Below are 19,844 nucleotides of genomic sequence, written 5' to 3'. Positions count from 1 at the left end.
TCAGCTGCCGATGTAGGGCACTGCCTCGAGGATCTCCACGGTGTTCTGGCGGCCGTTGGGGAGGGCGTAGGTCGCCTTGTCGCCGACCTTCTTACCGTTGATCGCGGCGCCCAGCGGCGACTTGGGCGAGTAGACGTCGATCGGCGCGCCGCTCTCCTCACGCGAGGCGAGCAGGAAGGTCACCTCGTCGTCGTCGCCGACGAACCGGATGGTCACGGTCATGCCGGGCTCGACGACGCCGTCGGCCGCGGGCGGCTTGCCCGCGCGCGCGTTGTCGAGGATCTGGCGCAGATGGAATATCCGCGCCTCCATCTTGCCCTGTTCGTCCTTGGCGGCGTGGTAGCCGCCGTTCTCACGGAGGTCACCCTCTTCCCGGGCGGCCTCGATCTTCTTGGCGATTTCGACACGCCCGGGCCCCGAGAGATATTCGTACTCGGCCTTCAGGCGGTCGTACGCCTCCTGCGTCAGCCATGTGACGTTCTCATCGCGAGAGTCGGCCACGGGTTCTCCTTGCTTGCCTAGGGGGCCCTGAGATCACTGAGGGTTACGTACGGTTGAATTGCGAAAGGCTAACAAGTCAGTCGCACGAACGCTTCCCCAAATGTCTCACTATACGAGATTGCAGTACTGGACGTGGACGGAAGTCGCCTCCGCGCTGGTGCTGAGGCGTTCCTTGACCTGCTTCGTACCCTGACCGGGCGGGATTCTTACCTCTTTGCTGCCCACTTCCACGTGGTAAACGTCCATGGCGCGGACCCGGCAGACGGCCTCGCGGTCGTCGGGCTTGCTGACCAGGAAGGTGATCTCGGCTTCCGTCGGCCCCTGCACCTTGAACGTCATCACCTGGGCGATCGCGCCGTTGGCACTGCCGTTCATGGACCACATCACGTAGCCCCAGCCGCCCGCGATGATGGCCACGAGCACGCCGATCACGACATGCACGACGAGCCGGCCACCCCGCTCGGGACGGTCCGGGAAGTCGTCGGGGGTGCCGAGAACGGGCCCGTTCCCGGCATCTCTGGTGGCCATGGTGGAATCTCCCTGCACTCCCTCGGCGTTATCCGAGACAATTGTCGCCCGCGGGGGTCATGCCCTCGCGACCGCCCAGCAGAAACTAGCCTCTCTGGGCGACTGATCGGTCCATGTGTCTGAGGAGACGTCGAGCCCGTGAGTGCACCGCTGAGGTTGATGGCCGTCCATGCCCACCCCGACGACGAGTCGAGCAAGGGCGCAGCCACAATGGCACGATACGTCCGCGAAGGCGTCGACGTGCTGGTTTGCACCCTGACCGGGGGCGAACGGGGCTCCGTGCTCAACCCCAAGATGGACCGGCCCGACATCGTGGCCAACATCGCCGAGGTGCGCAGGGCCGAGATGGACCGGGCGCGCGAGATCCTGGGCGTGCAGCAGCGCTTCATGGGATTCGTCGACTCGGGGTTGCCGGAGAACGAGGACGAGCCGCTGCCCGAGGGCTGCTTCGCGCTGCAGAAGCTCGAGGACGCCTCGGCGCCGCTGGTGGCCGCCGTGCGCGAGTTCAGGCCGCACGTGATCCTCACGTACGACGACGACGGCGGCTACCCGCACCCCGACCACATCATGACCAACCGGGTGTCCGTGGAGGCGTTCGAGGCGGCCGGCGACCCCGACCGCTACCCCGGCACCGGCGACCCGTGGCAGCCGCTCAAGCTCTACTACCACATGGGCTTCCACCGGGCCCGGTTCGAGGCGCTGCACGAAGCCATGCAGGCGCGCGGCATGGGCTCCCCCTACGCCGACTGGATCTCCCGCTGGGAGGACCGCCCCGCCAAGTGGGAGGTGACGACCCGGGTGCCCTGCGGCGAGTACTTCCACCTGCGTGACGAGGCCCTGAAGGCGCACGCCACCCAGGTCGACCCCGACGGCTGGTGGTTCGTCTGCCCGCGCGAGCTGCAGGAGGAGATCTGGCCGACGGAGGACTACCACCTGGCCCGCTCGCTGGTCGACACCGAGCTGCCGGAGGACGACCTGTTCGCCGGCATCCACGCCGCGGAGACCTCCCCGGCCTGCCACTGACGCGGAGGCCGGAGCACGGCCCCCGGGTGGCAGACTGGAAGTGTGATAGTTCTGGCAACAGGTGAGGTCAGTCCGGGCCTGCTCGGCTTCGTCGTGGTGGCCCTTCTCGGATTCGCCCTCTACTTCCTGATCAAGTCGATGAACAAGCAGATGGGCAAGATCGAGGTCCCCCGCGAGGCCGAGCTCGAAGAGAAGCGGCTCGAAGACAAGAAGGCCGAGTAGATGCCCCCTGACGTCGTCGACAACACCGGCAAGAGCCGCTTCGAGATCATCGTGGACGGCCAGGTCGCCGGGTTCGCCGACTACCTGCTGCTGCCCACCAAGGTCGTCTTCACCCACACCGAGGTGCTTCCCGCGTACGAGGGGAAGGGCCTCGCGGGCCGGCTGGTGAAACACGCGCTCGACGTCACCCGCGACACCGGCCTGAAGGTCGAGCCCCGGTGCGAGTACGTCGCCCGCTACATCCAGCGCCACCCCGAATATCACGACCTGGTCGACTCAGTCGCGCGGTGACCAGGCGCGCTCCAGCGCCATCGGCAGGCCCCACCAGCCGAGCGGCGTGAGCACGTCGTCGCCGTCGACGATGCCCAGGTGCGCCCAGAGCGTCACCACCGGCTGGAAGAGGCGCTCGGTCGACGCCAGGTCGTCGAGCTCCTGCTCGTCGGCGTCGATGTCCTCCGACTCGGCGATCAGGCGGGCGATCCGCTCCGGCGAGGCCAGCACCCCCGGCCCCATCCGGGCCAGCGCCGCCACGGCGGCGAGCCAGTCGGCGTGCTGGATCGCGCAGAGGTGCGCCATGATCTCGTCCTCCCGGCTGACCTCACCGTCCAGGTCGGTGAACTCCTCCAGCAGGTCCCCCTCCTCGGGCAGGTCCGAGACCGGCCCGGCGATCCCGGCGGCCACCGTCAGCCAGAGCTCCACGTCGTCGTCCGGCGTCGCCTCGGTGTCGAAGCCCGCGCAGGCCCGCAGCACGTTGCCCGGGTAGCCCGCGACGGCGAGCAGCGTGCGCAGCCGGGCGGCGGCCCGTTCCAGGTCGGCGATCGGCAGCTCCGGCCGCTTGGGCAGCTCGTCCGTGATGCGCCGCAGCTCCTCCAGCGCGAACGCCTCCTCCTCGTCCCACGCCGAGAACAGCTCCTCGTCCTGCTCGTCGCTGACCGCGAACCCCGGCACCCGCCCGTCGGGCAGCGGCGTGGCCAGCCAGCGTTCCTGCAGTTCCTCGTACGCGCGACGGGCCTGATGGTCGCCGCGGGCGAGCGCGTCGGGGTCGATCTCGCCCGCGTCGACCAGCTTCTCCAGGTGGGCCACGAGCAGGTCGTACATCTCCTGGGCCACCGGCCCGCGCTCGTCCTCCTCGGGCCAGACGAAGTAGCTCGGCGTCAGCAGGATCGGCTCGGTCCCGGTCGACTCGGACCAGCGCTGCACGTCACCCACCGTGGCCGTGCCGGACTCGATGGCCGCCAGGGTGGTCCTGGCTGAGTCCCAGAACGGCGCGGACAGCGGGTTGCCCACGGCCATCAGGGCCCTGCGCAGGTCGGGCAGCGCCACCAGCGCCACCCCGGAGGGCACGGCCAGCAGCGCCCGCGCCACATCCCTGCGGGTCAGAGCGGTCGCCGGACGGCCCGCGTGGCGGCTGACGAATTCCAGGTCCACGCTCCGTAAACTACGCCTCCTCCCGGGGCTCCCGCACCTGCCGGGCCCTGTGGAGGGTGTGAGAGTCTGACGGTATGAACAGGCTCAGTGGCGAGACCTCCCCCTACCTGCTCCAGCACGCCGACAATCCGGTCGACTGGTGGCCCTGGGGCGAGGAGGCGATGCGCGAGGCGGCGCGGCGTGACGTCCCGCTGCTGGTGAGCGTCGGCTATTCGGCCTGCCACTGGTGTCATGTCATGGCTCACGAGAGCTTCGAGGATCCCGAGACCGCCCGCCTGATGAACGAGCACTTCGTCAACGTCAAGGTCGACCGCGAGGAGCGGCCCGACGTGGACGCGGTCTACATGAGCGCCACCCAGGCGATGACCGGGCAGGGCGGCTGGCCGATGACCGTGTTCGCCACCCCGGAGGGCCATCCGTTCTACTGCGGCACGTACTTCCCGCGCCCGCAGTTCCAGCGGCTGCTGACGGGCCTGCACCATGCCTGGGCGCACGACCGCGAGAACGTGCTGAAGCAGGGCGCGAAGGTGGTGGAGGCGCTTAACTCGGCCGGCACCCTGCCCAGCGGCCCGCTGCCCACGGCCGCGACGCTGGACCAGGCCGTCGCCAACCTGCGCGAGTCGTTCGACCCGGTCCGCGGCGGGTTCGGCAGCGCGCCGAAGTTCCCGCCGTCGATGGTGCTGGAGTTCCTGCTCCGCATGGGCGAGCACGACATGTCCGGCAAGACGCTGGAGGCGATGGCCCGGGGCGGCATCTACGACCAGCTCGCCGGCGGCTTCGCCCGCTACAGCGTGGACGCCGGCTGGGTGGTGCCGCACTTCGAGAAGATGCTCTACGACAACGCGCTGCTGCTGCGCGTCTACACCCACTGGTGGACGACCGCGCACGAGCCGCTGGCCCGCCGGGTGGCGCTGGAGACCGCCGAGTGGCTGCTGAGCGAGCTGCGCACCCCCGAGGGCGGCTTCGCCTCCGCCCTGGACGCCGACACCGAGGGCCAGGAGGGCAAGTTCTACGTCTGGACTCCGGAGCAGCTCCGCGACGTCCTGGGGCCCGACGACGGCGACTGGGCCGTGCGGGTCTTCGAGGTGACCGGTACGTTCGAGCACGGCACGTCGGTGCTGCAACTCCTGAAGGACCCGGACGACCCCGAGCGGCTGGCACGGGTCCGCGCGCGGCTGCTCGCCGCCCGGGAGGAGCGGGTACGGCCGGAACGCGACGACAAGGTGGTGGCGAGCTGGAACGGGCTGGCCATCGCGGCCCTGGCCGAGGCCGGGATCGTGTTCGACCGGCCCGACCTGGTGGAGGCGGCCACCGCGGCGGCGGTGCTGCTGGACGAGGTGCACGTCGAGGGCGGCAGGCTGCTGCGGACCTCCCGTGACGGGCAGGCCGGGCGCAACGCCGGAGTGCTGGAGGACTACGCCAACGTGGCCGAAGGGCTGATCGCGCTGCACGGCGTGACCGGGGAGGCCCGCTGGTTCCGGCTGGCGGAGACGCTGCTCGACGCCGTGCTCGACCGGTTCGGCGACGGCTCGGGCGGCTTCTTCGACACCGCCGACGACGCCGAGCGGCTGTTCCAGCGGCCGCAGGACCCCACGGACAACGCCACGCCGTCCGGCCAGTACGCGGCGGCCGGGGCGCTGCTGTCGTACGCGGCGCTGACCGGGTCGGCCCGCCACCGCGACGCGGCGCACGCCGCGCTCGGCACGGTGTCGGTGCTGGCCGGGAAGCACGCCCGGTTCGCCGGGTGGGGGCTGGCGGTGGCCCGGGCGGCGCTCGACGGTCCCGTCGAGGTGGCGGTCGTCGGGCCGCCGGACGACCCTCGTACGCGCGCGCTGCACAAGGAGACGTACCTGTCGGGCGCGCCCGGCCTGGTGGTCGCGCCCGGCTCCGGCGACGGAGAGCCGGAGGTGCCGCTGCTCCAGGGCCGCGGCCTCGTCGGCGGGGCGCCGGCCGCCTACGTGTGCCGGGGCTTCGCCTGCAAGCTGCCGGTGACCACGGTGGAGGACCTGCGGGTGCAGCTCGGCTCAGTCGCCGAACGGTGAGGTGTCGCCCTCCGGGACGACCGGCGGGGGCTCCTCGTCGACGGGCGGCGGCCCGGCGTCCTGCTCGGGCCGCTCCCGCTGCCGGGGCTCGTCCTCGGGCACCAGGTCCAGGAACGGCTCCTCGTCGGTGAGCGGCGGCTCCGTCTCCTCCGGCGTGGACCGTTCGCGCTGCGGCTGCTCGGGTTCGCGCGACGGCGTGTCGTCGTGCCGGATCTGGTCGCGCTCGCGCGGCTCGTAACCGGACCAGGTGCCGACGCCCGACGGCTGGGCGAACTGCTCGACCGGCTTGCCCTCCATCGCCTCGGCCATGAACGCCCGCCACACCTGGGCGGGCAGCTGACCGCCGAACTGCACCCCGTAGCCGGGGATGCTCACGGTCTCGTTGTCGTCGCGGAACATGTTGACGGCGGTGGCGAGCTGCGGGGTGAAGCCGTTGAACCAGACGGCCTTGGAGTCGTCGGTGGTGCCCGTCTTGCCGGCCACGGGCCGGTCGTAGAGGCGGGCGGCGGTGCCGGTGCCGTACTCGACGACCTGCCGCATCGCGTACACGGCGTCGGCGGCGGCCCGCTTGCCGATGGCCTGGGAGGCGACCGGCCGGACCACGTCCTTGATGCCGTCGGCGTTGGTGACCGACCTGATGACGTGGGCCTCCATGTGGACGCCCTCGTTGGCGAAGGTGGCGAACCCGGCGGCGTTCTGCACGGCGCTGACCGAGGCCACGCCGAGCGGGAAGGACGCGTGGTCCACGTGCGGCCCGAGCTGGTCGGCCGGGATGCCCATCGCCTCGGCGGTGGCGGCCACCTTGCGCGCGCCGACCTTCTGGGCGAGGTCGACGAAGGCGGTGTTGACCGAGTTTCGAGTGGCGGTGACCAGGTCGATCCAGCCGTAGGAGCGGTTGCCGTCGTTGGGGATGGGGTGGTCGGGGTCGCCCGCCACCCGCATCGGCGAGTTGCCGTTGACCCGGGTGGACAGGCCCAGCCCGCTCTCCAGCGCCGCCGCCAGCGTGTACGGCTTGAACGTGGACCCGGCCATGACCTTGGCCGAGAACGCGTTGTCGTACTGCGACCTGGAGGGGTTGCCGCCGTAGAAGGCGAGCACCTCGCCGGTGGCGGGATCGACGGCCGCCAGGCCGGTGCGGACCTTCTTCGGGGTGGACTCCGGCAGCGTGCCCTTCACCGCCCGCTCGGCCGCCTCCATGAGCTTCTTGTCGAAGGTGGTGACGACCTTCAGGCCGCCGCCGTTGATGTCCTCGTCGGTGTAGCCGCGCCGGTTCAGCTCGTCGGTGACCTGCTGGAGCATGTAGCGGGCCTGGCCCTTGAGCCGGAACGGCTTCTTCGGCGCCTTCAGCTCGGGGAAGCGCTGCGCGGCGGCCTGCTCGGGGGTGAGCGCGCCGGTCTCGGTCATGGCCCTGATCACCGACTGCCAGCGGGCCTCGGCGGCTTTCAGGTCGGCGCCCTCGGGGGCGGCGAACCGGGAGGGCTGCTGGATCACCGCGGCCAGGTAGGCGCCCTCGGCGACGGTGAGGTCGCCGACGTCCTTGCCGAAGTAGGCGCGGGCGGCGGCCTGCACGCCGTTGGCGCCGCGGCCGAAGTAGATCGTGTTGAGGTACTGCTCCAGCACCCAGTCCTTCGGCTTGGACTGGTCGACCTTGATCGCGATCATGATCTCTTTGGCCTTGCGGACGACCGAGCGCTCCTGGCTGAGGCCGCTGTAGTAGTTGCGGACGAGCTGCTGGGTGATGGTGGAGCCGCCCTGGAGCTGCCGCCCGGTGACGGTGGACCAGACGGCGCGGGCGGTGCCCTTGATGGAGACGCCGCTGTCTTCGTAGAAGGAGCGGTTTTCGGCGGCGATGACGGCCGCGCGGACGTGCTCGGGCACCTTGTCCAGCTCGACGTTGCGGCGGTCGACGCCCTGCCGGGCGATGACGGTCTTGCCGTCGCGGTAGTAGATGACCGACCCCTGGGCCGTGGCGTCCGCCTGAGTGCTGTCGGGGATGGGCGTCAGCGCCCACGCCACGCCGAACAGCGCGGCCACCACGGCGATCACCGCCCCCGCCACGATCAGCGCGAGACGGAGCAGCCGCCGCTTCCGCAACACCTTTCTCACCACCCCGTCACGCCTCCCGACCCCCTGCCATCTGGGCGAATGTAAGGGTAAGCGCTCGACTACGGTGCCTCGTCCCATCCGCGATGCTACGGCTCGCGGGCCGCCCGGCGTGGGACATCGGCCACCAAAGGCAGCACGCGGTAGGGCACGGGCGTGTCGAGCGCGATGATCGAGGAGGTCCGGAGCACGCCCTGGACCTCGACGATGCCGTCGATGACGCGCTGCAGGTCGGCGTTGGTCCGGGCCACCACCCGGCACATGAGGTCGCTGGCGCCGGTGACCGTGTGGACCTCCAGCACTTCGGGGATGTGCGCGAGCCGGTCGGCCACCGGGTCGTGCCCGGCCACTTGCCGGATCTCCAGCAGCACGAACGCGGTCACGTCGTAGCCGAGCGCCGCGGTCGACACGTCCGGCCCGAACCCGGTGATGACGCCCCGGGCGGTGAGCCGGTCCAGCCGGGCCTGGACGGTGCCCCGGGCGACGCCGAGGCGGCGCGAGCACTCCAGCACGCCGAGGCGCGGCTCGGTGGTCAGCAGCGCGATGAGCCGGGCGTCCAGCTCGTCGATCGTCATGATGTACAGAATTCCCGTCGTACGGGCCAATAGGCTGAGCAGATTGTCCACTCATTCTGGCAACTCTTGCGCAACTCGTCCATCCATACTGAGAGTTGGCCCTATGAGTGATGTCTTTCCGGTGAACGGCATGCACGCCGTGGTGTTCGCGGTCGGGAACGCCAAGCAGTCCGCCCACTACTACGCGACGGCGTTCGGCATGAAGCTGGTGGCCTACCGAGGGCCGGAGAACGGCAGCCGCGACGAGGCCGCCTACGTGCTCACCTCCGGCGGCGCCACCTTCGAGTTCCGGGCGTCCATCCGGCCGGGCACCGACCTGGCCAGGCACGTGGCCGACCACGGCGACGGGGTGATCGACCTGGCGCTCGACGTGCCGGACGTGGAGGCCGCCTACCGGCACGCCGTCTCCCAGGGTGCGCGCGGGCTGGCCGAGCCGCACACGCTGGAGGACGAGCACGGCAAGGTGACGGTCGCCGCCGTCGCCACGTACGGGGAGACCCGCCACACGCTGGTCGACCGCTCCAACTACACCGGCCCCTACCTGCCCGGGTACGCCCCCGCCAAGCCGCTGGTGCCGCCGCCCGCGACCAAGTCGGGGCGGCTCTTCCAGGCGGTCGACCACTGCGTCGGCAACGTCGAGCTCGGCAAGATGGACGAATGGGTGGAGTTCTACCGCAAGGTGATGGGCTTCACGAACATGGCCGAGTTCATCGGCGACGACATCGCCACCGAGTACTCGGCGCTGATGTCGAAGGTCGTCGCCGACGGCTCGCGCAAGGTCAAGTTCCCGCTCAACGAGCCGGCCGTCAGCCGCCGCAAGTCGCAGATCGACGAGTATCTGGAGTTCTACGGCGGGCCGGGCGTCCAGCACGTCGCGCTGGCCACCAACGACATCATCACCACGGTCGACCACATGCGGGCGGCCGGGGTCGAGTTCCTGGACACGCCTGACTCGTACTACGACGACCCCGAGCTGCGCGCCCGCATCGGCACCGTGCGCGCGCCCATCGAGGAGCTGAAGAAGCGCAAGATCCTGGTCGACCGCGACGAGGACGGCTACCTGCTGCAGATCTTCACCAAGCCCGTGCAGGACCGGCCGACGGTCTTCTTCGAGCTGATCGAGCGGCACGGGTCGCTGGGCTTCGGCAAGGGCAACTTCAAGGCCCTGTTCGAGGCCATCGAGCGCGAGCAGGAGCGCCGGGGCAACCTCTGAGGTCACGGAAACCCGCCGTCCCCGGCGGGTTTCCTGCTGCCCGGGTGGTGATCAACGGCTCACTCACCGTACGCTGCTGATCACTCACCGAAAGGGGCTGTCCCGCTCATGGGGTCGATGACACGGGGGGCCGTGGCGCTGCTCGCCACGCTGAACCTGCTGGCGTGCGGCGCGGCCGTCGAGCCGTCGAAGGGGTCGACCGGCTCCGACGGGAGCCCGCCCGCCGCCGCGCGGGCGGGCGCGGGGGCGCCCGGCATCGGCGACCCCCACTTCCCGCTCGACGGCAACGGCGGCTACGACGTCGCCCACTACGCGCTGGAGATCGGCTACGTGCCGGCCAGCAAGCACCTCGACGGCGAGGCGACGATCCGGGCGACGGCCACCCAGCCGCTGTCCCGGTTCAACCTCGACCTGCACGGGTTCAAAGTGAGCGAGGTCACCGTCGACGGCGCGGCGGCCCGGTTCTCCCGCGACGGCGACGAGCTCTCCGTCACCCCCGCCAAGCCGCTGGCGCAGGGGGCCGAGTTCGCGGTCCGGGTGGCCTACTCCGGGGAGCCGCAGCCGGTGCGCGGCTCGTCCAACCTCGGCACGTACGGGTTCATCCCCACCAAGGACGGCGCGTTCGTCACCGCGGAGCCGAACGGCGCCCGCACCTGGTTCCCCGCCAACGACCACCCGGCCGACAAGGCCACCTTCGACTTCAAGATCACCGTCCCGCGCGGGGTGACCGCGCTGGCCAACGGCGAGCTGCTGAGCCGCAAACCCGCCGCCGGCGGCGGCACCACGTTCACCTGGCGCGAGTCCAACCCGATGGTCACCTACCTGGCCACCGCCACCCTCGGCAAGTTCCGGCTCCGCGAGGGCAAGACCGCGGGCGGCATCCCCAACCTGGCCGCCACCGACCCGCGCTACGCCGGCGCGCTCGACAAGCTCTACGAACGCTCCGGCGAGATCACCGACCACTGGGTCAAGGTCTTCGGCCCCTACCCGTTCGGCTCCACCGGCGGCGTCATCGACGACTTCTCCGCGGGCTACGCGCTGGAGAACCAGACCAAACCCATGTACGGCGGCTTCGAACCGGACGAGTCGATCATCGCGCACGAGCTCGCCCACCAGTGGTTCGGCAACAGCGTCAGCATCAAGCGCTGGAAGGACCTCTGGCTCAACGAAGGCTTCGCCACCTACGCCGAGTGGCTGTGGGCCGAGCACCGCGGCGACTCCACCGCCGAACAGCGCTTTCGCACCGCGCTGAACCGCGCGGCCGACGACGCCATCTGGTCCTACCCGCCCGGCGACACCCGGCCCGACGACCTGTTCCACGAGTCCGTCTACCTCCGGGGTGCGATGACGCTGCACGCCCTGCGCCAGGAGATCGGCGACGACACCTTCTTCAAGCTGCTCCGCACCTGGGCGGCCGAGCACGAACACGGCAACGCGACGACCGACCAGTTCACCGCGCTCGCCGAACGGCTGTCCGGCAAGCAGCTCGGCTCCCTCTTCGACGCCTGGCTCTTCCAGCCCCGCCGCCCCGCCGTCTGACCCTGCCGTCAGCCTCGGCGCCACCCGGCCGCCTCCAGCACCGCGGCGGCCACGTCCCTCACCGGCCGCTCGGTGGCGTCGACGGTCACATCCTCGGCCCCGGCCTCGTCGAGGATCCGGTCGAGCTCGCCCGAACGGCCGAGATGCCACCGCAGGCCGGGCTCGTCACCCTCGTGACGGCGCGCCAGCCTTTCGTGGACGACGGGCAGGCGCACCCGCAACCGGCACACCACGAGTCGGACGCCCAGCGCCTCCTCGTAGCGCTTACGCTCGTCCCGGCTCTCCACGACCCCGGCCAGCACAATTCGGCGGGCTCCTTCGTCCAGGAAGTTCCGGGCGACGTCCCGCAGGTTGCGCAGCGTCAGCCCGAGACTGAACGGGTCGTCCTCCGGGGCGGGCCAGAACCTCCGGAGCCCGTCGAGGTCGATCACGGCATGGGGTGTGCGGCGCTCGGCCAGCAGCTCTCCTGCCGCCTCCGCCACCGAGGTCTTCCCGGCCCCGACCGTTCCGGTGATCAGCAGCGCTGCGGCCTCGTCCATCCGATCATGCTGTCAAGCAGCCAGTACGAACGACAACCCGAATACCCGTCACCCCAGCGACCTCAAGAGACCTCAGTATGTGTCACCCGCGATGATCAGGGCGGCGGCGCCGATCAGACCGGCCTCCTGACCCAGCGACGCGGGCACCACCCGCAGGCGGCGGGCGAACTCCATCCGGGCGTGCTCCCTCAGCGCCTCTTCCAGCGGCCCGAACAGCAACTCCCCAGCTTGTGACAGCCCTCCGCCGATGGTGACCAGCTCCAGATCACACAGGTGCGTCGCGGACGCGATGGCGATCCCCAGCGCCCGCCCCGCCCGCCGCATCGCCGCCACCGCCACTTCATCCCCCGCCCGCGCGTCCGCCGCCAGCATCCGCCCGGTAACCGCCCGCTCCTCCCGGTACGCCCCAACGTCTACCCGCCCAGGAGCGACCGCCCCTCCCGGCCGAGGCTGATCCAGAGGCGGCGCCGCACCCGCCTCGCCGCACCCTCCAGCGACGGCTCGCGCGCTCTCACCCGCGTGGATTTCTCCGAGGTCGTCCTGCCCGCCAGGGGTCCATCCCTGGGCGAGGGCCCAGGCCGTCAGGGCGGGGCCGCGGGCGACCGCTTCGAGGCAGCCGTGGCCGCCGCAGCCGCAGGGCGGCCCGCCGTCCGGTTCCACGACGACGTGTCCGATGTGCCCCGCGTTGCCGGTGCCGCCGTTGACGAGCCGGCCGCCGAGGATGAGGCCGCCGCCGACGCCGGTCGAGACGACCATGCCCAGCATGTCCGCGACGCCCCGCCCGGCCCCGCGCCAGTGTTCGGCCACGGCCAGGCAGATGGCGTCGTTGTGGATCCGTACCGGAACATCCGGGAACAGGGCGGAGAGCCGGTCGCGCAGCGGGAAGCCGCGCCAGCCGGGGATGTTGAGCGGCGAGACGACGCCGGAGGGCCAGGTCATCGGGCCGCCGCAGCCGACGCCGACGCCGGTCACCCCGTCGGAGAGGGGCGTGATGACGGCGAGGAGCGCCTGCCAGAGGGTTTCGGCGTCCGCGTCCTGCGGGGTCGCCGATCGCCGCACGTCCAGAACGGCGCCGTCGGGGGACACGCGGGCGGCGGCCAGTTTGGTGCCGCCGACGTCGACCGCCAGGATCACTCGCCGTCCGCCGAGGAGAACACCAGCAGCGACGCGGTGAACCCGTGCACGTGGTTGTGCCCGCCGACCGGCCCGACCTCGCCGGCCGCGAAGAACCCGGCCACGCCGACCGGCCCGAGCGTGTCGCGGAGCGCGAGCGGGTCGTGGTCGGCGGTGCCGAACATCGCCGAGCCGCGCCCGTTGCAGGAGAACAGCAGCGCCCCGTCGACCCGGCCGAGCTGCTGCCGGTGCGCGTCGAGCAGGTCGTACAGGTCCTCGTCGGCGGTGGCGGCGTCGCGCACCTGGAAGCGCACGGTACGGCCGATCTCCACGATGTCGCCGATGGCCACCGCCTCGCGCTCGGGGTCGATGCCGATGACGCCGCGGATCAGGAAGTCGCCGCGTTCGTGCCGTTCGGCGTACTCGTCCATGGCGAGCCCGATCTGCAGCCCGGCGGCGACCAGTTCGCGGTCGTCCTCGTCCAGGTCGGTGACGATGTCCTCCAGCCGGGACAGGGCGGGCTGCCCGGCCAGTTCCAGCAGCAGGTTCTCCTCGGCGCGGGTCACGACCATGTTGGGCCCGATCGGCCGGCAGCCCTGGCTGACCAGGGTGGTCACGTTGACCGAGCCGCTGATCAGGACACCGATGGCGCCTTCGGTGTAGATCTCGCCGTCGGCGAAGAGACGTACGGAGCCGCGCCCCTGGACTCCGTTGGCCAGCCCGCCGACCAGCGGCAGGTCGCCCAGCACGTCCATGGAGCGCTCGACGAAGGCGTCCGCGGGGAACGAGTACGGGTCCGCCAGCAGGATGGCCACGTGGTCGTCGGGGCTGCGCTCGGGCAGGCCGACCACCACGAACCGGTCCTCGGCGGTCAGCGTCTCCAGCGCGAACGTGGTGAGCTCGGCGCCTTCGAGGGTGGCGGCCCAGGCGCTCACCGAGGGCGTCAGCTCCACCCCGGTGTCGCCGCCGATCACCCCGGTGGCGCTGCAGCCGATCACGTGCGCCTCGGGCGCCATCCGCATCGCGCGCTCGCCGGCCCTGGCCACGTCGTCGGGATCGTCTCCGCAGATGAAGAAGCACACCAGGTCAGCCGGCCCGCTGAGCCTGGACAGGGCCTGGTTCACCGCCCGTTCCGCGGCTCCCACCAGGTCGGAGTCCACGGCGAGGCCGTCGGCGAAGCGGCTGGTCATCACGGCCACGGATCTCGCCTTCCTCTCCTGGTCCACTTACCCTAGGGCCGATTCTCCCCACTAAAGAGGCGAGCACGCATACGAAACGTGACGATATGGTCGAGATCCGATATCTCCGCCAGATGCGAAACTCCCTGCCGCTTTCCCTCGCGGGCACGTAGTCTCGTTCCCGTGCATCTGCCTCGTATTCTTCGCGAGTTGCGAGAGAGCGGCCACGTTCATCGCACCGTCAAAGCCGAGGTCCGCGAGAACCTGCTGGCCAGGCTCCGTACGGGCGAACCCAGGTTCCCGGGCATCGTGGGCTTCGACGACACTGTCCTGCCCCATCTCGAACGGGCGCTGCTCGCCGGTCACGACCTGGTCCTGCTCGGTGAGCGCGGCCAGGGCAAGACCCGGCTCATCCGCACCGTCGCCGGGCTCCTCGACGAGTGGACCCCGATCGTCGACGGCTGCGAGATCAACGACCATCCGTACGCGCCCGCCTGCGGACGCTGCCAGGCCCTCGCCGAGGAGCTGGGCGACGAGCTGCCGGTGGCCTGGAAGCACCGGGACGAGCGCTACGGCGAGAAGCTCGCCACGCCCGACACCTCGGTCGGCGACCTGATCGGCGACATCGACCCCATCAAGATCGCGGAAGGCCGGCGGCTCGGCGACCCGGAGACCGTCCACTACGGCCTGGTGCCGCGCACCAACCGCGGCGTCTTCTCCGTCAACGAGCTGCCCGACCTGGCCGAGCGGATCCAGGTGGCGCTGCTCAACGTGCTGGAGGAGCGCGACATCCAGGTCCGCGGCTACAACCTGCGCCTGCCGCTCGACATCCTGCTCATCGCCAGCGCCAACCCGGAGGACTACACCAACCGGGGCCGCATCATCACGCCGCTGAAGGACCGCTTCGGCGCCGAGATCCGCACCCACTACCCGCGGTCGGTCGAGGACGAGCTGACGCTGATCCGCCAGGAGTCCGTGCCGGACATCGGGGCCGACGTCCCCGAGCACCTGATCGAGGCCGTCGCCCGGTTCACCCGCCTGGTGCGCGAGTCCACCGCCGTGGACGCCCGGTCGGGCGTGTCGGCCCGGTTCTCGATCGCGGCCGCCGAGACCGCCGCGGCCTCGGCCGTGCGCCGGGCGGCGCTGTGCGGCGAGGAGCAGCCGGTGGCCCGGGTGTGCGACCTGACTCCGATCGTCCACAGCCTGCGCGGCAAGGTGGAGTTCGAGGTCAGCGAGGAGGGCAGGGAGACCGAGATCCTGGCCCACCTGCTGCGCCGGGCCGTCGCCGAGACCTTCCGGAGCCGGCTCGGCGGGATGGACCTGTCGCCGGTGACCGACAAGTTCGCCGAGGGCAACCAGGTGGAGTCGGGCGAGCTGGTCCCGGCCGCGGAGCTGCTGCGCCGCATCGGCCCGGTCCAGGGCCTCGCCAAGATCATGTCCCGGCTGGGCATGGGCGCGGGCGACGAGTCGCCCGGTCACGCGGCGGCGGCGCTGGAGTTCACGCTGGAGGGCCTCTACCTGATGCGGCGGCTGTCCAAGGACGACGTCGACGGGGTCGCGGTTTATCGGACATGACGGGCGTCCCGGCGCGGGTTAGCGTGGATTCGTGATGGCCTACCGCTATGGCGAGTACCACGACGGTCCTGATCCCCTCGCGCCGCCGTACGACGTGCGGGCGGCGCTGGACGAGATGGGCGACGCCATCCTGTCCGGCTCGACCCCGGTGCACGCGCTGCGCGACCTGCTCCGGCGCGGCCTGCCCGGGGCCCGTGACCGGCGCGGCCTGGACGACATGCTGCGCGAGGTGCGGAGGCGCCGCCGCGAGCTGCGGGAGGGCGGCCGCCTCGACGGCACGCTGGAGCGGGCCAGGGCGCTGCTCGACAAGGCCATCGGCCAGGAGCGGGCCGAGCTGTTCCCCGATCCGTCCGACGAGGCCAGGGCGCGCGAGGCCGAGCTCGACACGCTGCCGGACGACACGGCCCACGCCATCCAGCAGCTGAGCTCGTACGAATGGCGCTCGGCGGCGGCGCGGCAGACCTTCGAGGAGCTGCGCGACCTGCTGCGGCGCGAGGTGCTCGACAGCCAGTTCCGGGGGATGCGCGACGCGCTGGCCAACCCGGACCCGGAGGCGATGGAGCGGGTCCGTCAGATGATGACGGACCTGAACGACATGCTGGACAAGGACGCCAGGGGCGAGCACACCCAGGCGGACTTCGACGCCTTCATGTCGAAATATGGCGACATGTTCCCGGAGCGGCCGCGCAACCTCAGCGAGCTGGTCGACGTGCTGGCCCGCCGCGCCGCGGCCACCCAGCGGCTGCTCGCCTCGATGACCCCGCGCCAGCGCGAGGAGCTCGAGAACCTGATCAACCAGACCCTCGACCAGGCCGGCCTGTCCGAGCAGATGCGCCGCCTCGGCGAGGCCCTGTACGCCCGCCGCCCCGACCTTGCGTGGGACTCCACCGAGCGGATGACCGGCGACCAGCCCCTGGGCATGGGCGACGCCGTCACCGCCCTGGAGGAGCTGGCCGACCTGAGCCAGCTGGAGTCGGCGCTGCGCCAGGACTATCCCGGCGCGCGGCTGGACGACATCGACGAGGCCGCGGTCCGCCGAGCCCTGGGCCGCTCGGCGGTCGACGACCTGGAGGCGCTCAAACGTATCGAGCGCGAGCTGGAGGAGCAGGGCTACCTGCTGCGCCGCCGCGGCAAGCTGGAGCTGACGCCCAAGGCGGTGCGGCGGCTGGGCGAGACGGCGCTGCGCCGGGTGTTCTCCTCGCTGGACGCCGGCCGGCGGGGCGACCACGACCAGCACGACGCCGGGGCGGCGGGCGAGCTGACGGGTTCGTCGCGGCACTGGCGGTTCGGCGACGAGCAGCCGATCGACGTGGTGCGCACGCTGGTCAACGGGGTGCGCGGGGGCGGCCTGCGGATGGGCGAGAACGGCCCGTCGGTCCGGCTGTCGGTCGACGACTTCGAGGTGGCCGAGACCGAGCGGCGCACCGCCGCGGCCGTCTGCCTGCTGGTCGATCTCTCGTACTCGATGGCGCTCCGCGGCACCTGGGCCGCCGCCAAGCAGACGGCGCTCGCGCTGCAGGCGCTGGTGGCGTCCAAGTTCCCGCAGGACGCGGTGCAGATCATCGGCTTCTCCAACTACGCCAGGGTGCTGCAGCCGGACGAGCTGGCGGGCCTCGACTGGGACATGGTGCAGGGCACGAACCTGCACCACGCGCTGCTCATCGCCGGCCGCCACCTGGACCGGCACCCCGACTTCGAGCCGGTGGTGCTCGTCGTCACCGACGGCGAGCCGACCGCCCACCTGCTGCGCAACGGCCACTCCGCCTTCGAGTGGCCGCCCTCGCCGGAGACGCTGGAGCTGACCCTGGCCGAGGTCGACAAGATGACCCGCCGCCGGGCCACGATCAACGTGTTCATGCTGGCGGGCGACGACCGGCTCAAGGACTTCGTGGACGAGGTGGCCCGCCGCAACGGCGGGCGCGTCTTCTCCCCCAGCGCCGACCGGCTGGGCGAGTACGTGGTCAGCGACTTCCTCAGAGTGCGCCGGGCCCGCTGGCGCTGACGACACCCTTCTGTGTCCTGAAAGTAAGGGAAAAAGGCGCGGATCACCTGTCCGAATGCCGCCGCCTGCGCGTCTTAGTCCTTACGGGACGATAACCGCGCCTCTTACCGGGAAGGAGGGGACTCTGATGTTCGCCATGATTGTTCTGATCGTGCTGATGATCGTCGCCGTCGCGGCCATGGAGCTGATCATGCGCAGCTCCTCCGACGACGAAGAGGGTGTCGAGTCCCCCGTCGAGATCGCCGGGGACTAGTCTCTCCCGCATGTCGGATCTGTTTCTTCTGCTGCACGTCGGGTTCGCGATCTTCACCCTCGGCCCGCTGACCGCCGCCCTGATGGCCGCCCCGCGGACCATCAGGGCCAAAAATGTGCCCGTCCTGCGCAACATCCAGCGCACGATCCGGATCTACGGGTTCGCGTCGGTGGGCGTGTTCGTGTTCGGCCTGGCCGTCGGCATCGCGATGGGCGGTGGCGTGCTCGGCGAGTGGTACATGTCCGCGTCGATGACGCTGTTCCTCGTCGGGATCGTGCTGCTGTTCCTCATCGACCGCGACCTGCGCAGCGCCGTGAAGGTCCTGGGCAATGAGGACACAGCCGACGACGCGCAGGTCCAGAACGGCCGGATCGCCGCCATCGGCGGCCTGCTCGCGCTGATCTGGCTGGTGATCCTCGCGCTGATGATCCTTCCGGGCTGACTCAGCCGAGCGCCCGGGACAGGTCGGCGAGCAGGTCGTCCACCGTCTCGATGCCCACCGACAGGCGCACCAGGTCGTCCGGCACCTCCAGCGGGGAGCCGGCCACCGAGGCGTGCGTCATGCGGCCCGGGTGCTCGATGAGCGACTCGACGCCGCCGAGCGACTCGCCCAGCGTGAACAGCTCGGTGCGGTCGCACACCTGAAGCGCCTGCTCGACGCCGCCGGCCACCCGGAACGACACCATGCCGCCGAAGCGCCGCATCTGCTTGGCGGCGGTCTCGTGGCCGGGGTGGTCGGGAAGGCCGGGGTAGAGCACCTCGGTCACCTTCGGGTGGGCGAGCAGCAGATCGACGACGCGCTCGGCGTTGTCGCAGTGGCGGTCCATGCGCACGCCGAGCGTCTTGAGCCCGCGCAGCGTCAGCCAGGCGTCGAACGGCCCGGCGACGGCGCCGATCGCGTTCTGGTGGTAGGCCAGCTCATCGCCCAGCGCCCGGTCGGCGGTGATCAGCGCGCCGCCGATGACGTCGGAGTGGCCGCCGATGTACTTGGTCGTGGAGTGCACGACCACGTCCGCGCCGAGCGCCAGCGGCTGCTGGAGGTACGGCGAGGCGAAGGTGTTGTCGACCACCAGCAGCGAGCCGTTGTCGTGGGCGAGCTGGGCCAGCGCCGCGATGTCGTTGACGCCGAGCAACGGGTTGGTCGGCGTCTCCACCCAGACGATCTTCGTCTTCTGGGTCATCGCCGACGCCACCGCGTCGAGGTCGCCGAGCGGCACCGGGTCGAAGTGCAGGTCCCAGCGTTCGTTGACCTTGGCGAACAGCCGGTAGGTGCCGCCGTACGCGTCGTTCGGGATGATGACGTGGTCCTGTGGCTTGCACACCGCGCGCAGCAGCGTGTCCTCGGCGGCCAGGCCGGAGGCGAAGGCCAGCCCCCGCGTCCCGCCCTCCACCGCGGCCAGCGCCTCCTCCAGGGCAGTCCTGGTGGGGTTGGCCGAGCGGCTGTATTCGTATCCACCCCGCAGGCCGCCCACGCCGTCCTGCTTGTAGGTGGACGTGGCGTAGATGGGCGTGACCACCGCGCCGGTCGTGGGATCGGGATCCTGACCTGCGTGGATCGCCAGGGTTTCGAAACCGTTGCTCATACCGCCACGGTAACGGACCCGGCCCGCGCACCGGTCCCCCGCCGGGCGCGGGCCGGGGCCGGGCGCCGCTCCCCGGGCGGCGCCGTGGACGCTCGCGGCCCCTGCGTGGCGCGAGCCCGTCTGTCAGGCCGCCGTCTGCCCGTGCACGCCGGTCTCGCGGCGCGGCAGCGGGACGACGCGGTCCGTGTCGATGCGGTCTGTGTCGAGGTGGCGGCCGCTCGCGCCCTGCGCGGGCTCGCCGTTGATACGGGAGAGCAGTACGGGGTCGGACAGTGCCAGCAGCACTCCGATGAGCAGTCCCGCACCCAGTAAGACGAATCCGATCGTCGCCATTTCTTGCCCCCTTCTCGGTGTATCCAGAATCGGTCAGCGGGGGTCGCCGGCGCTTCGGCTGAAGTGACGGTCCTCGCGGGCGGGACCTCAGCCA

The 19,844-nt window shown here is 71.1% G+C and carries 19 protein-coding genes; 9 read left to right on the top strand and 10 right to left on the bottom strand.

The window, feature by feature from the left end; genetic code table 11:
* Together greA and AB0J42_RS18310 are read right to left on the bottom strand one after the other, a co-directional pair.
* Positions 1–501: a transcription elongation factor GreA gene (gene greA, locus AB0J42_RS18315; protein ID WP_364295645.1), complete on the bottom strand. Its 501-nt coding sequence runs from the start codon at positions 499–501 to the stop codon at positions 1–3.
* A gap of 108 nt (positions 502–609) precedes the next feature.
* On the bottom strand, positions 610–1,029 hold the full coding sequence (locus AB0J42_RS18310; protein WP_364295642.1) for a DUF4307 domain-containing protein: 420 nt from the start codon (positions 1,027–1,029) through the stop codon (positions 610–612).
* A 138-nt stretch (positions 1,030–1,167) separates the two neighbouring features.
* Between AB0J42_RS18310 and mca the strand changes: the two genes are divergently transcribed.
* Genes mca through AB0J42_RS18295 form a run of 3 tightly spaced genes read left to right on the top strand, consistent with a single transcriptional unit; the run spans position 1,168 to position 2,565 of the window.
* A complete protein-coding gene (gene mca / locus AB0J42_RS18305) occupies positions 1,168–2,052 on the top strand; it encodes a mycothiol conjugate amidase Mca (protein WP_364295639.1) in 885 nt (294 codons plus the stop codon).
* Positions 2,053–2,094: 42 nt separating this feature from the next.
* Positions 2,095–2,274: a hypothetical protein gene (locus tag AB0J42_RS18300; RefSeq protein WP_364295636.1), complete on the top strand. Its 180-nt coding sequence runs from the start codon at positions 2,095–2,097 to the stop codon at positions 2,272–2,274.
* Positions 2,275–2,565: a GNAT family N-acetyltransferase gene (locus tag AB0J42_RS18295; RefSeq protein ID WP_364295633.1), complete on the top strand. Its 291-nt coding sequence runs from the start codon at positions 2,275–2,277 to the stop codon at positions 2,563–2,565. It abuts the gene before it with no gap.
* On the opposite strand, the gene AB0J42_RS18290 is transcribed toward AB0J42_RS18295, so the two are convergent.
* Positions 2,551–3,702: a hypothetical protein gene (locus AB0J42_RS18290; RefSeq protein WP_364295630.1), complete on the bottom strand. Its 1,152-nt coding sequence runs from the start codon at positions 3,700–3,702 to the stop codon at positions 2,551–2,553. The two genes, AB0J42_RS18295 and AB0J42_RS18290, sit on opposite strands and share 15 nt — an antisense overlap.
* Positions 3,703–3,776: 74 nt before the next feature.
* Here AB0J42_RS18290 and AB0J42_RS18285 point away from each other — a divergent pair, with 74 nt between their 5' ends.
* The gene (locus AB0J42_RS18285; RefSeq protein WP_364295627.1) at positions 3,777–5,744 is read left to right on the top strand and encodes a thioredoxin domain-containing protein; all 1,968 of its coding nucleotides are present in this window, start codon (positions 3,777–3,779) and stop codon (positions 5,742–5,744) included.
* Here the strand turns inward: AB0J42_RS18285 and AB0J42_RS18280 are convergent.
* Positions 5,727–7,841 carry a transglycosylase domain-containing protein gene (locus AB0J42_RS18280; RefSeq protein ID WP_364295624.1) on the bottom strand — a complete coding sequence of 705 codons (2,115 nt, stop codon included), beginning with the start codon at positions 7,839–7,841 and terminating at the stop codon, positions 5,727–5,729. The genes AB0J42_RS18285 and AB0J42_RS18280 overlap by 18 nt on opposite strands.
* Positions 7,842–7,936: 95 nt before the next feature.
* A complete protein-coding gene (locus AB0J42_RS18275; protein ID WP_364295621.1) occupies positions 7,937–8,422 on the bottom strand; it encodes an Lrp/AsnC family transcriptional regulator in 486 nt (161 codons plus the stop codon).
* 103 nt (positions 8,423–8,525) lie between these two features.
* Between AB0J42_RS18275 and hppD the strand changes: the two genes are divergently transcribed.
* Together hppD and AB0J42_RS18265 are read left to right on the top strand one after the other, a co-directional pair.
* A complete protein-coding gene (gene hppD / locus AB0J42_RS18270) occupies positions 8,526–9,635 on the top strand; it encodes a 4-hydroxyphenylpyruvate dioxygenase (RefSeq protein WP_364295618.1) in 1,110 nt (369 codons plus the stop codon).
* Positions 9,636–9,752: 117 nt separating this feature from the next.
* Positions 9,753–11,174, top strand: a complete 1,422-nt coding sequence (locus tag AB0J42_RS18265) for a M1 family metallopeptidase (RefSeq protein ID WP_364295615.1) — start codon at positions 9,753–9,755, stop codon at positions 11,172–11,174.
* 8 nt (positions 11,175–11,182) lie between these two features.
* Here AB0J42_RS18265 and AB0J42_RS18260 read toward each other — a convergent pair whose 3' ends face one another.
* From AB0J42_RS18260 to AB0J42_RS18250, 3 genes are all read right to left on the bottom strand, one after another.
* Positions 11,183–11,713, bottom strand: coding sequence for an adenylyl-sulfate kinase (locus AB0J42_RS18260; protein WP_364295612.1), 531 nt, complete (start codon positions 11,711–11,713; stop codon positions 11,183–11,185).
* 72 nt (positions 11,714–11,785) lie between these two features.
* On the bottom strand, positions 11,786–12,847 hold the full coding sequence (locus AB0J42_RS18255) for an ROK family protein (RefSeq protein WP_364295609.1): 1,062 nt from the start codon (positions 12,845–12,847) through the stop codon (positions 11,786–11,788).
* Positions 12,844–14,016 carry an FIST N-terminal domain-containing protein gene (locus AB0J42_RS18250; RefSeq protein ID WP_364295801.1) on the bottom strand — a complete coding sequence of 391 codons (1,173 nt, stop codon included), beginning with the start codon at positions 14,014–14,016 and terminating at the stop codon, positions 12,844–12,846. The genes AB0J42_RS18255 and AB0J42_RS18250 overlap by 4 nt, the downstream gene beginning before the upstream one ends.
* Positions 14,017–14,187: 171 nt before the next feature.
* Between AB0J42_RS18250 and AB0J42_RS18245 the strand changes: the two genes are divergently transcribed.
* From AB0J42_RS18245 to AB0J42_RS18235, 3 genes are all read left to right on the top strand, one after another.
* Complete coding sequence (locus AB0J42_RS18245; protein ID WP_364295606.1) at positions 14,188–15,579, top strand: sigma 54-interacting transcriptional regulator; 1,392 nt, start codon at positions 14,188–14,190, stop codon at positions 15,577–15,579.
* A 34-nt stretch (positions 15,580–15,613) separates the two neighbouring features.
* Positions 15,614–17,581, top strand: a complete 1,968-nt coding sequence (locus AB0J42_RS18240) for a hypothetical protein (protein ID WP_364295603.1) — start codon at positions 15,614–15,616, stop codon at positions 17,579–17,581.
* A gap of 263 nt (positions 17,582–17,844) precedes the next feature.
* Positions 17,845–18,276, top strand: a complete 432-nt coding sequence (locus AB0J42_RS18235) for a hypothetical protein (RefSeq protein WP_364295600.1) — start codon at positions 17,845–17,847, stop codon at positions 18,274–18,276.
* Between the two features lies 1 nt (position 18,277).
* Here AB0J42_RS18235 and AB0J42_RS18230 read toward each other — a convergent pair whose 3' ends face one another.
* Both AB0J42_RS18230 and AB0J42_RS18225 read right to left on the bottom strand, forming a co-directional pair.
* Entirely contained in the window at positions 18,278–19,417 is a 1,140-nt protein-coding gene (locus tag AB0J42_RS18230) for a cystathionine gamma-synthase (RefSeq protein WP_364295597.1), read from the bottom strand.
* A 123-nt stretch (positions 19,418–19,540) separates the two neighbouring features.
* Positions 19,541–19,750, bottom strand: a complete 210-nt coding sequence (locus AB0J42_RS18225) for a hypothetical protein (protein ID WP_364295594.1) — start codon at positions 19,748–19,750, stop codon at positions 19,541–19,543.
* Between the last annotated feature and the right edge of the window lie 94 nt (positions 19,751–19,844).

The sequence above is a fragment of the Nonomuraea sp. NPDC049649 genome (genome assembly GCF_040675175.1).
GTDB lineage: Bacteria > Actinomycetota > Actinomycetes > Streptosporangiales > Streptosporangiaceae > Nonomuraea.
Note: the sequence above shows the minus strand (reverse complement) of the source record. Positions and strands in the feature narration are given on the sequence as shown.